Origin of the sequence: uncultured Arcanobacterium sp. (genome assembly GCF_947253055.1) — a bacterium.
Taxonomy (GTDB): Bacteria; Actinomycetota; Actinomycetes; order Actinomycetales; family Actinomycetaceae; genus Arcanobacterium_A.
The window spans coordinates 1-17,530 of record NZ_CAMXYE010000024.1; the positions used below are offsets into that span (position 1 = coordinate 1).

General features: G+C 51.6%; 14 protein-coding genes and 1 tRNA gene. 1 reads left to right on the forward strand and 14 read right to left on the reverse strand.

Annotation, left to right across the window (positions count from 1 at the left end):
* The 13 genes from Q0X35_RS02680 to Q0X35_RS02740 form a co-directional block, all read right to left on the reverse strand.
* The coding region (locus Q0X35_RS02680) for a GTP-binding protein (protein WP_297565082.1) at positions 1-250 on the reverse strand (250 nt) is incomplete at its 3' end.
* Positions 251-371: 121 nt separating this feature from the next.
* The gene (gene fusA / locus Q0X35_RS02685; protein WP_297565085.1) at positions 372-2,495 is read right to left on the reverse strand and encodes an elongation factor G; all 2,124 of its coding nucleotides are present in this window, start codon (positions 2,493-2,495) and stop codon (positions 372-374) included.
* Between the two features lie 49 nt (positions 2,496-2,544).
* Positions 2,545-3,015, reverse strand: coding sequence for a 30S ribosomal protein S7 (gene rpsG / locus Q0X35_RS02690; protein WP_297565088.1), 471 nt, complete (start codon positions 3,013-3,015; stop codon positions 2,545-2,547).
* The gene (rpsL, locus tag Q0X35_RS02695; RefSeq protein ID WP_297565091.1) at positions 3,015-3,389 is read right to left on the reverse strand and encodes a 30S ribosomal protein S12; all 375 of its coding nucleotides are present in this window, start codon (positions 3,387-3,389) and stop codon (positions 3,015-3,017) included. Before rpsL ends, rpsG begins: the two co-directional genes overlap by 1 nt.
* A gap of 311 nt (positions 3,390-3,700) precedes the next feature.
* Positions 3,701-7,591, reverse strand: coding sequence for a DNA-directed RNA polymerase subunit beta' (locus tag Q0X35_RS02700; protein ID WP_297565110.1), 3,891 nt, complete (start codon positions 7,589-7,591; stop codon positions 3,701-3,703).
* Positions 7,592-7,691: 100 nt separating this feature from the next.
* Entirely contained in the window at positions 7,692-11,153 is a 3,462-nt protein-coding gene (rpoB, locus tag Q0X35_RS02705) for a DNA-directed RNA polymerase subunit beta (RefSeq protein ID WP_297565094.1), read from the reverse strand.
* A 415-nt stretch (positions 11,154-11,568) separates the two neighbouring features.
* Positions 11,569-11,955, reverse strand: a complete 387-nt coding sequence (rplL, locus tag Q0X35_RS02710) for a 50S ribosomal protein L7/L12 (protein WP_073996027.1) — start codon at positions 11,953-11,955, stop codon at positions 11,569-11,571.
* A 57-nt stretch (positions 11,956-12,012) separates the two neighbouring features.
* Positions 12,013-12,534 carry a 50S ribosomal protein L10 gene (rplJ, locus tag Q0X35_RS02715; protein WP_073996026.1) on the reverse strand — a complete coding sequence of 174 codons (522 nt, stop codon included), beginning with the start codon at positions 12,532-12,534 and terminating at the stop codon, positions 12,013-12,015.
* 315 nt (positions 12,535-12,849) lie between these two features.
* Complete coding sequence (rplA, locus tag Q0X35_RS02720) at positions 12,850-13,557, reverse strand: 50S ribosomal protein L1 (RefSeq protein WP_297565101.1); 708 nt, start codon at positions 13,555-13,557, stop codon at positions 12,850-12,852.
* An 89-nt stretch (positions 13,558-13,646) separates the two neighbouring features.
* Positions 13,647-14,081, reverse strand: a complete 435-nt coding sequence (gene rplK, locus Q0X35_RS02725; RefSeq protein WP_073996024.1) for a 50S ribosomal protein L11 — start codon at positions 14,079-14,081, stop codon at positions 13,647-13,649.
* A gap of 60 nt (positions 14,082-14,141) precedes the next feature.
* Positions 14,142-14,858 (reverse strand): transcription termination/antitermination protein NusG, encoded by a 717-nt coding sequence (gene nusG, locus Q0X35_RS02730; RefSeq protein ID WP_297565103.1) that lies wholly within the window; start codon positions 14,856-14,858, stop codon positions 14,142-14,144.
* A gap of 41 nt (positions 14,859-14,899) precedes the next feature.
* Entirely contained in the window at positions 14,900-15,148 is a 249-nt protein-coding gene (secE, locus tag Q0X35_RS02735; RefSeq protein WP_073996023.1) for a preprotein translocase subunit SecE, read from the reverse strand.
* 50 nt (positions 15,149-15,198) lie between these two features.
* A tRNA-Trp gene (locus Q0X35_RS02740) sits at positions 15,199-15,274 on the reverse strand.
* Positions 15,275-15,458: 184 nt separating this feature from the next.
* On the opposite strand from Q0X35_RS02740, the gene Q0X35_RS02745 reads away from it, so the two are divergent.
* Positions 15,459-16,664 carry a pyridoxal phosphate-dependent aminotransferase gene (locus tag Q0X35_RS02745; protein ID WP_297565106.1) on the forward strand — a complete coding sequence of 402 codons (1,206 nt, stop codon included), beginning with the start codon at positions 15,459-15,461 and terminating at the stop codon, positions 16,662-16,664.
* Positions 16,665-16,746: 82 nt separating this feature from the next.
* On the opposite strand, the gene Q0X35_RS02750 is transcribed toward Q0X35_RS02745, so the two are convergent.
* Positions 16,747-17,530, reverse strand: a 784-nt coding sequence (locus Q0X35_RS02750; protein WP_297565108.1) for an aminoglycoside phosphotransferase family protein, incomplete at its 5' end; no start/stop codon positions are given.

The window sequence follows — 17,530 nt, forward strand, 5'->3', positions numbered from 1 at the left end:
CGTCTACGTGTGCGTAGTGACGCTTCTCGGTCTGGTACTCAACGTGAGAAACGTTAATGGTAATACCACGCTGACGTTCTTCTGGAGCATTATCCACCTTGTCGAAGGGGGTGTACTCGTTGAGTTCTGGGTACTTATCAGAAAGTACCTTGGTAATTGCGGCGGTCGTCGTCGTCTTTCCGTGATCGACGTGACCGATGGTGCCGATATTCATATGCGGCTTGGACTTATCATACTTGGCCTTGGCCACTTGTTCCCTCCTGGGATCGGGTAGTTCTTTCAGCTTCTAGAATATGATATCTCAGATACCAATTCCATGGTTAAGTGAAATTCTACTGGTTGAATGTTTCTTTTGTAAATCGACCTGTAGCTCACTCGCCACGGGTTTTCTTAATAATTTCTTCGGCAATTGCCGACGGAACTTCTTGATATTTAGCGAACTGCATGGTGTACACAGCGCGACCCTGCGTCTTCGAACGCAAATCGCCTACATAACCAAACATCTCGGAAAGCGGTACGAGAGCGCGGACGATCTTCACACCGGTAGCGTCCTCCATAGAAGAAATCTGCCCCCGGCGCGAATTGAGATCGCCGATGACATCTCCCATGTACTCCTCCGGAGTACGGACTTCCACATCCATGATTGGCTCGAGGATGGTCGGTTTAGCACGCTTAATGCCTTCCCGGAATACCATCTGCCCAGCAATCTTGAATGCCATTTCCGAAGAATCCACATCGTGGTAAGCGCCGTCTTCCAGGGTGGCTTTTACACCCACCATGGGGAATCCGGCCAGGATGCCGTTCTCCATAGCTGACTGGATACCAGCATCTACCGACGGAATATATTCGCGCGGGATGCGCCCGCCTGTAATCGAATCCACGAATTCGTAAGTAGCGCCATCTTCGTTTTCCGGAAGCGGCTCGAAGGTGACGAGCACCTTTGCAAACTGCCCGGAACCACCGGTCTGCTTCTTGTGCGTGTATTCCACATGCTCAGCAGCAGCCCGAATAGTTTCGCGATAAGCAACCATAGGCGCACCTACATTTGCTTCTACCTTGAATTCTCTGCGCATACGGTCTACGAGAATATCCAAGTGGAGCTCGCCCATACCGCCAATTACGGTCTGACCAGTTTCATCATCGAGCTTCACAGTGAAGGTCGGATCTTCTTCTGCCAGCTTCTGAATAGCCAGACCCAACTTTTCCTGATCACCCTTCGACTTCGGCTCAATAGCCACGTGAATCACGGGATCCGGGAAAGTCATGGATTCCAAAGAAATCAGATGCGCTGGATCGCAGAGAGTATCACCAGTGGTGGTCTCTTTCAAGCCCACTACCGCGTAAATATGCCCGGCGTGCGCCACATCTACCGAATGCTCCTTATTGGAATGCATCTGGAAGATCTTGCTGATGCGCTCTTTCTTGCCCTTGGTGGCATTATAAGTCTGCCCGCCAGCCTCAATCTTTCCGGAGTATACCCGAATGTAGGTAAGACGCCCGAAGAAAGGATGAGCAGCAATCTTGAATGCCAAAGCGGCGAAAGGCTCGCTTTCGCTGGGCTTCCGCTCCAGCTCCACATTCTCATCGCGCGGATCGGTGCCGTGTACACAATCGATATCCAGCGGCGAAGGCAAGAAATCTACCACGCCATCTAATACCGGTTGAATACCGATATTCTTATAAGCAGAACCGCAGTACACCGGGAATATCTCATTAGAGATAGTCAGGCGCCGAATCACCTTTTTCAGATCTTCTACTGCTGGTTCTTCGCCAGAAAGATATTGCTCAAGCAAATCTTCATCATTTTCACATACTTGCTCTATTAAATCAGCCCGATACTGCTTAGCTTTCTCCAGTAAATCAGCCGGAATTTCTTCCTCGACTACCAACGAGCCGTAGGTCTTATTACCGTCTTTATCTTCTCCGGGGAAACGCAGCGCTTTCATGCTGAGCAAATCGATAACTCCCGCCAGATTGGATTCTGCTCCAATCGGCAGCTGCATTACCAAAGGCACCGCCTTGAGACGCTCTTTAATGGTCTTTACGGAAAACTCAAAATCCGCACCCATCTTATCCATCTTGTTGATGAAGCAGATACGCGGCACATTGTATTTATCCGCCTGCCGCCATACCGTCTCCGACTGGGGCTCTACGCCTTCTTTTCCGTCGAATACCGCTACCGCGCCATCGAGTACGCGCAAAGAACGCTCCACTTCCACAGTGAAATCCACGTGGCCAGGGGTGTCAATAATGTTAATCTGGTTGTTCTTCCAGAAGCAGGTCACAGCTGCGGAAGTAATAGTAATACCGCGCTCTTTCTCCTGCTCCATCCAGTCCGTAGTCGAAGCGCCGTCATGCGTTTCGCCTATCTTGTAGTTAATACCGGTATAAAAGAGGATGCGCTCAGTAGTCGTGGTTTTACCCGCGTCAATATGAGCCATAATGCCGATATTACGAACTTTCCGTAAATCAGAAAGTACCTTATATTCTGCCATATAAACAGACTCTCTCTTCTTTTTCTAAATGACTGCTAGGCAGCCGGGTTTACCAACGATAGTGAGCGAATGCCCGGTTAGATTCGGCCATACGATGAGTATCTTCGCGCTTCTTCACTGCGCCACCCAAACCATTGGCCGCATCCATAATCTCATTCTGCAACCGCTCCAGCATGGTCTTTTCCCGCCGTAGCCGCGCATAATCTACCAACCACCGCAGTGCCAGGGTGGTAGCCCGATTTCCTTTTACTTCCATCGGCACCTGATAAGTAGCACCGCCTACTCGCCGGCCTTTCACTTCCAACTGCGGACGAATATTATCAACGGCGCGCTTCAAAACGGTCAAAGCATCCTGGCCGGTCTTTTCCGCTACCTGCTCTAAAGCTCCGTACACAATACCTTGCGCAATGGATTTCTTGCCGTCGAGGAGCACTCGATTAATCAGTCTAGTGACTAGAGTCGAATCGTAAACCGGATCGCCAATAACCGGACGTTTACGTACTGGGCCTTTACGTGGCATTACTTCTTCTCCTTCTTCGCACCATACTTAGAACGCGCCTGCACACGCCCTTTCACGCCCTGCGTGTCTAGAGCTCCACGGACGATATGGTAACGAACACCAGGAAGGTCTTTTACACGCCCGCCGCGCACTAACACAATGGAGTGCTCCTGCAGGTTATGCCCTTCGCCAGGAATATAAGCTGAAACCTCAATGCCCGAGGAAAGACGCACACGCGCCACCTTCCGCAAAGCTGAATTCGGTTTCTTCGGTGTAGTGGTGTAAACACGAGTGCATACTCCCCGCCGCTGCGGGCTGCCTTTGAGCGCGCGCGTGCTGGAGGCACTCGTCTTAGTGCTGCGTCCTTTGCGGACCAGCTGCTGAATAGTTGGCACTATTTCTCCTGTTAGATTTGATTACTACTATCGAACAGCCCGCCTGCTCGAATGAACTTGCGCCGGAATAGACACCGTTCTCTTCCGACGTCCGATATTCCTCAAAAGTAGCAAAAGCGGCAAAAGTTGATTTTTCGCCGAAATGCTCTAGAAAGCAACGTGAGGAATGCCGAAACGGGCACCAACGTTAAGACTAACGGTTAAGCACTTATTCAGTCAAAGAAAGACGGCTATTTCACCACGTGGCACTACCCACATTCCTTATTTAAGTGGCGAAATAGCCGTCTTTGCTTATAAATTCGTGCAGATTTTTAGAATCCGCCTCCGAATCCGTATCCCAGCGAAGCGTCATAGTCATCTATTCCGCTATAGCCGTATACATCATCGAAAGGATCAAAATCGTTGCCAATAATGTTATTAAGCTGCTCGTAATCGGCACGCGCTTCGGCAGTCGGTTCGACCTTCATTCCGCGCAGCTGCTCCATGCCGGTACCAGCCGGAATCAGCTTGCCCAAAATTACGTTCTCTTTCAGACCAGAAAGGGAATCTACCTTGGCGTTCAGTGCCGCCTCCGTCAATACCTTGGTGGTTTCCTGGAAGGAAGCTGCCGACAACCACGAATCGGTGGCCAAAGAAGCCTTGGTAATACCCATCAGCTCCGGACGCCCGGAAGCTGGCCGGCCACCGGCAGCCAAGGCTGCCCGATTAGCATCTTCGAATGCCGTGACATCCACCAATTCAGCCGGCAAGAAAGCAGTATCGCCGGAATCTAGCACCGTGACCCGCCGCAGCATCTGCCGTACGATAACCTCAATATGCTTATCGTGAATTTCTACACCCTGTGAACGGTATACATGCTGTACTTCCGAAACTAGGTGTAGTTGCGCGCTGCGCCGACCCGAAATACGCAATACTTTCTTCGGATCAATCGAGCCTTCTACCAACTGCTGACCTACTTCTACCTGTGCTCCTTCGGGCACTAGCAGTTTCGCCCGCTTGCTCACGAGATAAGTGAGATCCTCATCCCCATCATCCCGCTTAATGGTCAGACGCCGCGAACGCTCGAGATCTTCAATCTCTAACTTGCCCGCTGCTTCCGCCAAAGGCGCTTCGCCCTTGGGAGTACGCGCTTCGAAAAGTTCCTGTACACGTGGAAGACCCTGGGTAATATCCTCCGCAGAAGCCGCTCCGCCCGTATGGAAAGTACGCATCGTCAGCTGGGTGCCCGGCTCGCCAATAGACTGTGCAGCAATAATACCTACTGCTTCACCGATATCTACCAGCTTTCCAGTGGCGAGAGAACGCCCATAGCACATGGCACAAGTGCCGACGCGCGATGCACAGGTGAGCACAGAACGCACGCTAATTTCCGAAATTCCGGCCGCCGCCAACTTCTCCAGTGCGACGTCGCCGATATCCGTATTAGCTTCTACAATCACATTGCCGTCTTTATCGACCGCATCTTTGGCCAAGGTGCGCGCATAGACGGAAGTATCGATATCCTCCGAGAGTACCTGCTGACCATTCTCATCCGTGACTAAAATCTGCTTGGTGAGCCCGCGGGTAGTGCCGCAATCAGCTTCACGCACAATCACATCTTGAGCTACGTCTACCAGACGCCGCGTCAGATACCCGGAATCGGCAGTACGCAAAGCCGTATCGGCCAAACCTTTACGGGCGCCGTGCGTAGCGGTGAAGTATTCCAGAGCCGAGAGGCCTTCCCGATAATTAGATTTAATCGGGCGGGGAATAATTTCGCCGTTCGGATCAGCCACCAGGCCACGCATTCCTGCCACCTGGCGAATCTGCATCCAGTTACCACGTGCACCAGAAGATACCATCTGATTGATATTGTTCCAATCGTCGAACTGATCACGCATTTCGTCGGCAATAGTATCGGTGACATCCGTCCAGAGCGCCACCAAATCTTTCCGCCGATCTTCGTCGCGAATATTTCCTTCTTGGAATTCCATCTCAATCTGAGCGGCTTTCTTCTCTGCCTTTTCCAAAATCTCCGCTTTATTTTCCGGAACTTTTACATCGGAAACGGCAATGGTTACGCCGGAACGGCCACCCCAGAAGAACCCGGTTGCTTTCAGAGCATCCAAAGAAGCTCCCACATCTACTTTCGGATACCGCTCTGCCAATTCGTTCACAATTGTGCCGAGCGTCTTCTTATCCACGATGCGATTTACAAAGGGGAAAAGAGGCGGTAGCGCCGCATTGAAGAGAGTACGCCCGTAGGTGGTCTCCAATAAAATCGGATCACCTTCGCTGTATCCCTCTGGCGCTTGCCAATCGCGCGGCACCACAATTTCATCAGCAGCGAAGCGAATGTGTACCTTGGCATTCAGATCTAATTCTCCTAGGTCATAAGCCATTTCCGCTTCGGCTAAGGAGCTGAAGTAGCGCCCTTCACCTTTTCCACCTTCCCGCAGCAAGGTCAGCGCATACATTCCCAGAATCATGTCCTGGGAAGGCACGGTGACCGGGCGGCCATCCGAAGGCTTCAAAATATTATTTGCCGAAAGCATCAGCACCCGCGCCTCCGCTTGAGCTTCTACCGAAAGTGGTAAATGCACAGCCATCTGGTCGCCGTCGAAATCGGCGTTAAAAGCCGAGCAGACGAGCGGATGGAGGCGAATCGCTTTTCCTTCCACCAATTGCGGCTCGAAAGCCTGGATACCGAGTCGGTGCAAAGTAGGGGCACGGTTCAAAAGTACCGGATGCTCTTTAATCACTTCTTCCAGTACATCGAATACCTCGACCCGCTGGCGCTCAATTAAGCGCTTAGCCGCTTTGATATTCTTCGCCAACTCTAGATCCACTAGACGCTTTTGCACAAAGGGCTTGAATAGCTCCAAGGCCATCGTCTTCGGCAAACCGCACTGATGTAGCTTCAAGCTGGGCCCGACCACAATTACGGAACGCCCGGAGTAATCCACGCGCTTTCCAAGCAGATTCTGCCGGAAACGACCCTGCTTACCTTTGAGCATATCGGAGATAGATTTCAAGGGGCGGTTGCCAGCTCCTTGCACCGGACGACCCCGCCGGCCATTATCAAAAAGTGCATCCACTGCTTCTTGCAGCATCCGCTTTTCGTTATTGACCATAATCTCCGGCGCATTCAAATCAATCATGCGCTTTAAGCGATTATTCCGGTTAATTACTCGCCGATATAAATCGTTCAAATCGGAAGTGGCGAAACGCCCGCCATCCAACTGCACCATCGGGCGCAGATCCGGTGGAATCACCGGAATGGCGTCCAGCACCATAGCTTCCGGTTTCGTATTGGACTGCAAAAAGGCATTTACCACTTTAATACGCTTTAATGCCCGCGTTTTCCGCTGCGAAGTGCCCGTCTCGATCTGCTCTACTAGGTAATCGTGCTCTGCTTGCAGATCGAAATCACGCAAGCGGCGCTGCACCGCTTCTGCACCTCGATAAGCAGCAAAATAATCACCCCAGCGCGCTTCCATCGCCCGATAGATCTCTTCGTCGCCCTCCAGATCGCCTACCTTTAGTTTGGTGAATTTATCCCAAACCTCTGCTAGCCGCTCTAGATCTTGCTCATAGCGCCGGCGAATATGGCGAGTTTCGCTTTCTGCGCCCCGCTTAATCTTCGCCCGCGTAGCTGCATCTTCCGTAGCTGCCTTCGCTAGAGCTTCTTCTTCCGCTTTTAGCGACTTTTCCACCGCTAAATCGCGCTCTTTTTCCAGATTCTTATATTCCAGCTCATATTCGGCGGTCAAATCCGGCATATCGTCATGCCGCCGCTGCTCATCAACTTCCGTAACCATATAGGCAGCGAAATAAATTACCTTCTCCAAATCTTTTGGAGCTAGATCCAAAAGATAACCTAAGCGGGAAGGCACGCCTTTGAAGTACCAGATATGCGTAACTGGAGCTGCTAATTCAATATGCCCCATCCGCTCGCGGCGTACCTTCGAGCGCGTTACTTCTACTCCGCAGCGTTCACAGACTATCCCCTTGTAGCGAGGGCGCTTGTACTTACCACAAGCACACTCCCAATCGCGGGTCGGTCCGAAAATTTGCTCTCCGAAAAGACCGTCTTTTTCCGGCTTCAGAGTGCGGTAATTGATAGTTTCTGGCTTCGTGACCGAGCCATAAGACCATTCTCTAATCTGTTCTGATGTGGCCAGCGAAATTTGGAGCTGATCAAATAGATTGACGTCGAGCAAGATTCCTACTTCCAAAGTTTCTTTTTACGCCGGTATTACTTCTTTTAGCTAGCGGAAGCGAGCAGTGGGCGTTTTAACTGCCCGTTTCCGATGATCTGACCTAGAAGTCAGCTCCTGTCTGCAAATCTTCTAAGCCGGTGCTTATTCCTGCCGACTGCGGAGGCCGGAAAGCATCTTCATCTGCATCTTGCAAAGAAATTGGATTACCTACTGTATCCAATGCTTCTACATTCAAGCAGAGGGAGCGCATTTCCTGCACCAATACCTTGAAGGATTCCGGAATACCGGGCTCCTGGATATTATCGCCTTTCACAATGGCTTCATATACCTTGACGCGGCCAACCGTATCGTCGGACTTCACCGTCAGCATTTCTTGGAGAGTATGCGAAGCGCCGTAAGCCTCCAGCGCCCACACTTCCATCTCACCGAAACGCTGCCCGCCGAATTGAGCTTTTCCACCCAAAGGCTGCTGCGTAACCATCGAATAAGGACCAGTAGAACGCGCGTGAATCTTATCATCCACTAAGTGATGCAGCTTCAGCATGTACATATAGCCTACGGAAACTGGCTCGGGGAAAGGATCACCCGTACGGCCATCGAAAAGCCGCGCCTTGCCATCCTGATTCACCAGATGTTTTCCTTCTTCATTCGGAAGCGTGCAACCTAATAGACCCCGCATCTCATCCGAAAGCACGCCGTCGAACACCGGAGTGGCGATATTTTGCCGACCCTCAGTCTTCACTGCCGCATCCGGAATCCGCCAGGCCCATTCTTCGCCGTTTTCCCGCGCCGCGGTGGCATCCCAGCCTTGCGAAGCTACCCAGCCTAAGTGCAATTCGAATACCTGCCCGAGGTTCATACGGGAAGGCACACCCAGCGGATTCAAAACGATATCTACCGGAGTTCCGTCTTCCATGAAGGGCATATCTTCAATCGGCAGAATACGGGAAATTACGCCTTTATTACCGTGCCGGCCGGCCATCTTATCGCCCACCGTGATCTTGCGGCGCTGCGCCACGTGTACCCGTACCGTCTGCAATACATCCGAAGGAAGCTCATCGTGATTCTCGGCCGAGAACTCTTTAATCCCAATTACGATTCCTTCTTGGCCGTGCGGTACCCGCAAAGAGGTATCCCGTACTTCCTTCGCCTTTTCGCCGAAGATAGCCCGCAGTAAGCGCTCTTCGCTCGTCAGCTCGGTCTCGCCTTTCGGAGTAATCTTGCCGACCAGAATATCACCTGCGGTCACTTCAGCTCCGATGCGAATAATGCCTCGCTCATCTAAATGGGAAAGCATTTCTTCCGAAACATTTGGAATATCGCGGGTAATCTCTTCCGGTCCGAGCTTCGTATCTCGTGCATCTACTTCATATTCTTCAATATGAATAGAAGTGAGTAAATCTTCGGACTGGCAACGCTGTGAAAGCACTACCGCGTCCTCGTAGTTATAGCCGTTCCAGGCCATAAAAGCTACCAATAGATTCTGCCCGAGCGCGAGTTCCCCGCCAGCTGTAGCCGGCCCGTCGGCGATCAGAGAGCCAGCTTCTAGCCGATCTCCCTCACAAACTGCTACCCGTTGATTGGTGCAGTTACCTGGGTTGGAACGCTCGAACTTTGCCAGTTTGTATACGCGCCGGTTGCCGTCATCTTCTTCTACGCAAACCGCACTAGCAGATACTTCGGTGACTACTCCCGGAGCTAAAGCGACGGTGACGTCGCCCGCATCGACTGCTACACGCGCTTCCATGCCGGTGCCTACTAGCGGAGCAACTGGCCGCAGTAGCGGTACAGCCTGCCGCTGCATGTTAGCACCCATCAGGGCTCGGTTCGCATCGTCATGCTCTAGGAACGGAATCATCGCCGTACCTACCGAGCACATTTGCCGAGCAGATACGTCAATATAGCCCACCTCTTCCGGAGGCACTAAGGCCGGCTCCCCACCGGGGAGACGTACCAAGACTTCTTCATCTACGAAGCGACCTTCGTCATCTAGCTCTGCCGCCGCCTGCGCTACTGTGTAGTAATCTTCGTCAGCTGCATCGAGATAATCGATTTGGTCGGTGACTTTTCCATCTACTACTTTCCGGTAAGGAGTTTCGATGAAGCCGAAAGAATTTACCCGGGCAAAGGCCGCCAGCGATCCAATTAGACCAATGTTCGGGCCTTCTGGGGTTTCAATCGGACACATTCTGCCGTAGTGAGAGGGGTGCACATCTCGCACTTCCATAGAAGCCCGATCGCGTGCCAAACCACCTGGCCCGAGAGCCGAGAGACGCCGCCGATGGGTCAAACCAGCTAAGGGATTATTCTGATCCATGAACTGCGAAAGCTGCGAGGTGCCGAAGAATTCTTTAATTGCCGCAACGATTGGGCGGATATTAATTAGCGAAGACGGCGTGATCGCTTCTGCTTCCTGGGTGGTCATACGCTCCCGCACCATCCGGTCTAAACGGGAAAGGCCGGTGCGTACCTGATTCTGAATCAGCTCACCCACCGCGCGAATACGCCGATTTCCAAAGTGATCGATATCGTCGGTTTCCACTATTACGGCAGGTAAATCTGGAGAATTAGTAATTTCTTTTTCTCCCGCGTGCAGTGCGAGCAGATAACGCAGCGTAGCAGTGATATCGCTTATTTTCAGCTGCCGCGTGGTATTCGGCTCCGCAATGCCCAGCTTCTTATTTATCTTGTAGCGCCCGACCTTAGTCAAATCATAACGCTTCGAGTTGAAGTAAAAATTCCGCAGTAAATTGCGGCCAGATTCCGCTGTAGGCGGTTCACCCGGGCGCAACTTCCGATACAGATCGCGCAGGGCTTCTTCCTGCGTTTCTACGGTATCTTTTTCTAAAGTTTCAATCAGCACGGGGTAATCGGCGAATTCTTCGCGAATTTCCGTTTCGCTCATTCCCAGCGCCCGCAAGAATACCGTAGCCGACTGCTTCCGCTTCCGGTCTATCCGCACTCCCACCGCGTCTTTTTTGTCGATTTCGAATTCCAGCCAAGCTCCGCGCGAAGGAATAATCTTCGTGGAATAAATGAGCTTATCGGTCGCCTTATCCTCCGCATACTCAAAATATACGCCGGGGGAACGCACCAACTGGGATACCACAACTCGCTCAGTACCGTTAACAATAAAAGTACCTTGCGGGGTCATCAGTGGAAAATCGCCGATGAAAGTGGTCTGCGATTTGATCTCTTCCGTTTCATAATTCTGAAACTCCGCCGTCACATACAACGACGCCGAATAAGTCAAATCCTTATCTTTACATTCAGCAATAGAAGCTTTTTCCTCTTCCAAATGCGGATTCGACATCACCAGCCCCATAGTGCGGGCGGTGTTCTCGATAGGAGATATCTCTTCGAATATCTCTTCTAAACCGGATTTTTCACCTGGGTGCTCGGCTCGCCACTTTTCGGAGCCAATCAGCCAGCCATAGGATTCCCGCTGAATATTAAGCAGATCGGGAACCGCCATCGGTTCAGTCAGTTTTGCAAATGAAATACGGTCGGCAACTAGTTTGCCGTCTTTAACACTAGATCTAGAGGTGCGCGAAGCAGCCAAAGGTAATTCCTTCCCTGGGTTCCGGTAAGGCTATGAAAAGCAGCTCAGCACAGAACGCGCCGATATACTGCACAAGTTTTAAATCTACCGAAAAAGGGTGGAATAGTCTACCCCTACCCGTGTGGAAGGGGTCACGACACCTCATGTCCGGCTAATCCTCGAAGCTCCAAGCAGCGGTCGCAGCCACCTGGTTTCATCGATATAACCGGAATTTAACTGGTCAAGCTTTCCCAAGGAAAACTTCTTTAACCGTTTACGACCTTCTCATAAAAGAGCCGCCAGCGCAAGTCTCCCCGCGGTGGGTTGCGGAAATAAAAATTCCTGGAAATAAAAAACTGGCAATAGAAAATCGGGAACTGGCTAATTTGCCAATTCCCGATTCTCAACTCAAGAACAGTTATATGCTGCGCTTGCCTTACTTCACGGTAACGGTGGCGCCGGCTGCTTCAAGCTGTTCCTTCGCCTTTTCAGCGGTTTCCTTGTTCACACCTTCGAGGAGTGCCTTCGGAGCGGAATCTACCAGTTCCTTAGCTTCCTTCAACCCGAGCGGGGTGAGGGCGCGTACTTCCTTAATTACCTGAATCTTCTTATCGCCAGCTGCTTCGATAATGACGTCAAATTCGTCTTTCTCTTCTGCAGCAGCAGCATCTCCACCAGCAGCAGCCGGAGCAGCAGCTACGGCTACCGGAGCGCTAGCTTCTACTTCAAATTCTTCTTCAAACTTCTTTACGAAATCATTGAGCTCTACTAGAGTCAGTTCCTTAAAAGCATCAATCAGCTCTTCAACACTGAGCTTGGCCATGATAGACCGTCCTTCCTTTGCCTACGCGAGGCTGTTTATTTTTGAGTTGTTTCTACCTTAAGCGGCAGTTTCCTGCTTCTCGCGCAGGGCATCTACAGTGCGCACCGTCTTAACCAACGGAGCATTGATTACATTCGCTGCCTTGTACAGCGAAGCCTTGAGTACACCAGCCGTCTTAGCCAGCAATACTTCGCGGGATTCGAGATCGGCAAGCTTCTTGACACCTTCAGCATCTAAGAAGTTACCCTCCAATACTCCAGCTTTCACTACGAGAGCTGGATTATCTTTCGTAAACTCCTTCAGAGCTTTAGCTGCGGAAGCGACATCGCCGGTGACGAAGGCCAGCGCAGTCGGACCTACGAGAGAATCTGAGAGAGCCTCGTATCCAACTTCTTGGGCAGCAATACGCGCCAGCGTATTCTTAGCCACTTTGTACTGGGCATCGGCTCCTAGAGAGCGACGCAGAGTTTTGAGCTGCTGTACAGTCAAACCCCGGTACTCAGTCACCAGAACTGCTGTAGACTCCCGGAAATTATCCGAAAGCGCTGCAATTGCTGCAGATTTGTCGGCCCTTTTCATGGGACCTCCTTCCGATTCATTGCCGCAATCAACGCAAACAAAAAGCCTCCGCGGCACGCGAAGGCTTATCCGGGATAAAACCGGGAAATTTTCCGTGCCTGCGCGGGCCTCTATCTGAGCTTTATCCCGTCTAAAACGGGAGACCTGCGGTCTTGGGCAAATATAAGGATATAAAAACTGTAGGCAGGCAGCAAGAAAATACTGCCTTTCGTGAGAGATGCAACAGGGCGACCGGAAACGGTCGCCCTGTCAAATGCTCATCGCGAATTCTTATTTAGCTGTACGCAGTACTTAGCTGCCAGCTTTTCAGCTCCCTTAAGCTACGGTTGGCTTCACTAGCGCGGCCAGATCCAGAGGGATTCCCGGCCCCATCGTGGTAGAAACAGTAGCTTTAAGAATATAGCGACCCTTCGAAGAAGCGGGCTTTAGGCGCTTAATTTCTTGGACAGCTGCCCAGAAATTCTCCTGCAGCTGCGCCGCATCAAAAGAGGTATTGCCAATAATGAAAGGCATATTTCCGTGCTTATCCACCCGGAACTCGATTCGGCCTCCCTTAATATCGGCTACTGCCTTGGCCGTATCCATAGTTACAGTACCCGTCTTCGGGTTAGGCATTAATCCGCGGGGGCCTAATACCCGCCCGAGGCGCCCTACCTTACCCATCATATCGGGAGTAGCTACCGCCGCATCGAAATCAGTCCAGCCACCTGCGACTTTTTCAATGAGTTCGGTATCGCCCACTTCATCGGCTCCGGCTTCTAAAGCAGCTTTCGCTTTATCGCCAGCTGCGAATACAATCACTCGCGCCGTCTTACCCGTGCCGTGCGGTAAAGATACCGTGCCGCGCACCATCTGGTCGGCTTTCCGTGGGTCTACACCTAAGCGGAACATTACTTCCACCGTGGAATCAAATTTAGTTACAGAAGTTTTTTTCGCTAAATCTAGCGCCTCTTCTACGGAGTACTTCTCCCCCGCCTGAATAAGCTCACTAGCTTTGCGATACTTCTTTGAGCGCTTTGCCATTCTGCTTCTCCTTAATTTTGCAGTTGTGGTAAACGAGCCAGCTCCGGGCCCTACCACGGCGTCAAAAGACGCCTGCCTCTTGCGAGGCTTTAAATATTATCAGTTGTGATACCCATCGACCGGGCAGTTCCGGCAATAATGCGCGCTGCATTATCGATATCGTTAGCATTCAAATCAGGCTCTTTCAGCTTGGCAATTTCCCGCAACTGATCTGCACTCACATGCCCAACTTTATCGGTATGCGGAGTGCCGGAGCCCTTCTTAATTCCCGCCGCTTTCTTCAACAAATCCGCAGCAGGCGGAGTTTTGGTCACAAAGGTAAACGAACGATCTTCGTATACCGTAATCTCTACCGGAACCACATTCCCGCGCATAGATTCGGTGGCCGCATTATAGGCGTTGCAGAACTCCATAATATTCACGCCGTGCTGACCCAAAGCAGGGCCGACCGGCGGAGCTGGATTCGCAGCACCTGCCTGAATTTGCAGTTTAATAAGTCCTGCAACTTTCTTCTTCGGTGGCATATTAATCCTTTACTTAATTAAATGAACCGCTACCTGGCAATAGCAGCGGGCGCCGCCGCGCTAGTCCATCTTCTGTACTTGCGCGAACGACAAATCGACCGGGGTTTCCTGGCCGACAAGCGTCATGAGTACGGTAAGCCGCTGGTTTACCGCATCAACTTGAGAAATTGTAGCGGGCATTCCCACCCACGGCTCAGTGGTGAGGGTCACAGTCTCGCCTACTTCGTATTCAGTTACGAGCTCCGGAGCTCCCGCTTTCACCGGTTTACCAGCAGCAACAGCTTCTTTAGCTGCTTTCTGCTCTACGAGCGGAGTGAACATCTCCACAACTTCGTCAGCGGTCAAAGCCACTGGCTCGCGGCCATTGCCTACAAAGCCGGTGACGCCGTTGGTGTCTTTCACTACCCGCCAAGATTCATCAGTGAGATCCATGCGCACTAGAGCATAGCCCGGCATCCGCACCCGCGATATAACCTTATTTTGCCCTTTCTTCACTTCTATGAACTCTTCCATCGGCACTTCGATTTGGAAAATATAATCTTCCATATTCATAGAGTGAATACGCGTCTCTAAGTCTTGCTTTACGCGCTTTTCATAACCGGAATAAGTATGCAGCACATACCAACGCCCGGGGAGACCCCGCAATTGCGCACGGATACTTTCCGCCGTCACTTCTTCCGGCTGATTTTCCGCACCCGCAGCGTTCTCCGCATTCTCCGCTTGCGCAGCGGCAGCTGCTTCCGCTTCTAAATTTTCCGCGGCGGTGTTTTCCGACATTTTCCCTGCTTCCTGCAAACTAAATAGAATTCCGGCTCAGTTTAACCGAATACCCAGAAGACCATCTTGCTGAATACTACGTCTACCAAACCGACAAAAATCATGATCACAATTAAGAAAGAGATAACCGTGAGAAACATATTCCACAGCTCCTCCGCCGTAGGGCGCTGCACTTTTTTGAATTCGGCAATTACTTCTTTGAAAAAAGTAATAATGCGCGTAAAAATGCTCGCCTTGCGCGGCGGCGCAGCAGGCGAAGAATGCCCTTTCGCTCCTACTACGTTATCCACGATATATCCTCTCTAAAACTGAAAATAATTCTCCTGCAGAATCACCTTCTTGGCAGGGTAGGAGGGACTCGAACCCACAACCGCCGGTTTTGGAGACCGGTGCGCTACCAATTGCGCCACTACCCTATAGTCGGCAGGCATATTCTATTATGCCCGATGTAGCTGTAAATTTTCCACAGCAATACACAGCTTGAACAAGCCTAGTCGGCTTTACCGACAGCTGGCAATTTTCTGCCCGAAGCGTGCTGTATTTCTCACCTCTTCGCCTTGTATCATGCCCTCTGCTAAGAATTTATGACACCATAGAGGCATGAGTAATACTACAGTAACCCGGCGGGTATCGGCCCGCCTTGGCGCATTAAAAGAATCAGCTACTCTCGCCGTAGATGCGAAAGCTAAAGCCCTAAAGGCAGCCGGAAAACCCGTAATTGGCTTCGGAGCCGGTGAGCCGAATTTTCCTACTCCAGATTTTATAGTAGAAGCCGCACTCGCCGCCGCCCGCGATCCGCGTAATCATAAATACACTCCGGCGAAAGGCCTCCCGGAGCTACGAGAAGCAATCGTGGCAAAAACAGCGCGCGATTCCGGAGTAAAAATAGACGCCAATAATGTAGTAGTAACTAACGGCGGAAAACAAGCAGTTTTCGAAGCATTTGCCGCTTTAGTAGACCCCGGTGACGAAGTAATTTTACCCGCTCCTTATTGGACCACCTATCCAGAAGTAATTCGCCTATGCGGCGGCACTCCGGTAGAAGTATTTGCCGGCTCCGCCCAAGGTTATAAGGTCAGCATCGAACAATTAGAGGCTGCTCGGAGCGCAAAGACCAAAGCGCTGCTCCTCTGCTCCCCCTCTAATCCAACCGGAGCAGTCTATAGCGCAGAAGAAATCCGCGCTCTCGGCAAATGGGCTTTAGAGCACGGCATCTGGATTATAAGCGATGAAATTTATGAGCATTTAGTATACCAAGGGCAGCCAGCGTATATTCTGGCCGAAGTACCGGAACTAGCTGATCAAACCCTCGTAGTAAATGGGGTAGCTAAGACCTACGCGATGACGGGGTGGCGAGTTGGCTGGATTTATGGCCCGGCAGATGTGATGAAGCAGGTAGCTAATTTCCAATCGCATATCACTTCCAATGTGAATAATGTGGCGCAGCGGGCTGCGTTAGCGGCATTGAATGGCGATCAGAGCGTGGTAGAAGAAATGCGCCAAGCATTTGATAGACGCCGGCAGACTATTGTGCAGATGCTGCGCGAGATTCCACAACTTGATGTGCCCGAACCGACCGGAGCTTTTTACGTATTCCCGAATGTGGAAGGGCTATTAAATAAAGAATTTGCTGGTAAAAAAGCTACAAGTAGTAGTGAATTAGCTGCCTTGATTCTGGAAGAAGCAGAGGTAGCAGTAGTACCAGGCGAAGCTTTCGGAGCCCCCGGCTATATTCGCCTAGGATATGCACTCTCGGATGAGGATTTAGTAGCCGGCATTAGCCGCTTGCAAAAATTATTTTGCTGAGCGAACGGAAATTCGCACAGCGGAGAGCGAATAAAGCCCGGCCGACGAAAATAGGAGCTGAAATCTAGAAATAGGCAAAGCCTTATTTCCCCGGTATATAAGCCTTATTTCCCCGCTGCAGAGCAAAAGCAGCAGCAATCCACTCTTCCGTGATGCGGAGGCGCGCCTGTGCCTCCGCATCACTATTTTTCCCTAAATGCGTATTTTTTCGCGCTCCGGCAATTAAAGAAAGCGTCACTCCGGCGGCGGCGGCCGCGAGCGCCACCCCGTCTTCCCACTGCGAAATTTCGCTGAACCAGAGCGGAAGCAACTGCGGCACCTGCGGATAGAGGCGCGGTGCCAGCTGATAGAGCACCGACATATGCCCTAATAGACAACCCCAGTCGTATACCCGCCGGCCCGGACCGAGCGAATCTAAATCTAATAGCCCAGTCACCTGCCCGTGCTGCGGGTCAATACAGATATTGGCTTCATAAAAATCACCGTGCACTGGAGTGAGCGGGCCTAAATCTGCCAATCGGAGCAGCGCCCGAATATCTGCTGCGGCCTGCCGGCATCGCTGCGCCTCCGCTGGCAAGCGCAAAGCTGCTGCCACTCCGTAATGTTCACATTTTTCTGCCCACGCCGGGCGCGGCGGAAAATCCATCACCTCTGCCGGTAGAGTTTGCAACGCCTCGCGCAAACTCTGCAGAGTATCTTCTAAGCCATCCGGCAGAAGAGTAGAGCGCGCTATAAAGTAACGAGCCAGCGAAATTCCCGGCACCGCCGTCATGAGCACTAAACCTGGCGCCGTGCGAAAAACCTGCGGAGCACCTCCGGGGAATTTCTCCATCACCCGCAGCCGTCTTTCTAAATCAGCTTGCCGC

Bases quoted from the DNA above. Each gene is read 5' to 3' on its own strand.
- fusA (WP_297565085.1), bottom strand. From the start codon at position 2,495: ATGGCAGAATATAAGGTACTTTCTGATTTACGGAAAGTTCGTAATATC.
- rpsG (WP_297565088.1), bottom strand. From the start codon at position 3,015: ATGCCACGTAAAGGCCCAGTACGTAAACGTCCGGTTATTGGCGATCCG.
- rplL (WP_073996027.1), bottom strand. From the start codon at position 11,955: ATGGCCAAGCTCAGTGTTGAAGAGCTGATTGATGCTTTTAAGGAACTG.
- rplJ (WP_073996026.1), bottom strand. From the start codon at position 12,534: ATGAAAAGGGCCGACAAATCTGCAGCAATTGCAGCGCTTTCGGATAAT.
- rplA (WP_297565101.1), bottom strand. From the start codon at position 13,557: ATGGCAAAGCGCTCAAAGAAGTATCGCAAAGCTAGTGAGCTTATTCAG.
- rplK (WP_073996024.1), bottom strand. From the start codon at position 14,081: ATGCCACCGAAGAAGAAAGTTGCAGGACTTATTAAACTGCAAATTCAG.
- nusG (WP_297565103.1), bottom strand. From the start codon at position 14,858: ATGTCGGAAAACACCGCCGCGGAAAATTTAGAAGCGGAAGCAGCTGCC.
- Q0X35_RS02745 (WP_297565106.1), top strand. From the start codon at position 15,459: ATGAGTAATACTACAGTAACCCGGCGGGTATCGGCCCGCCTTGGCGCA.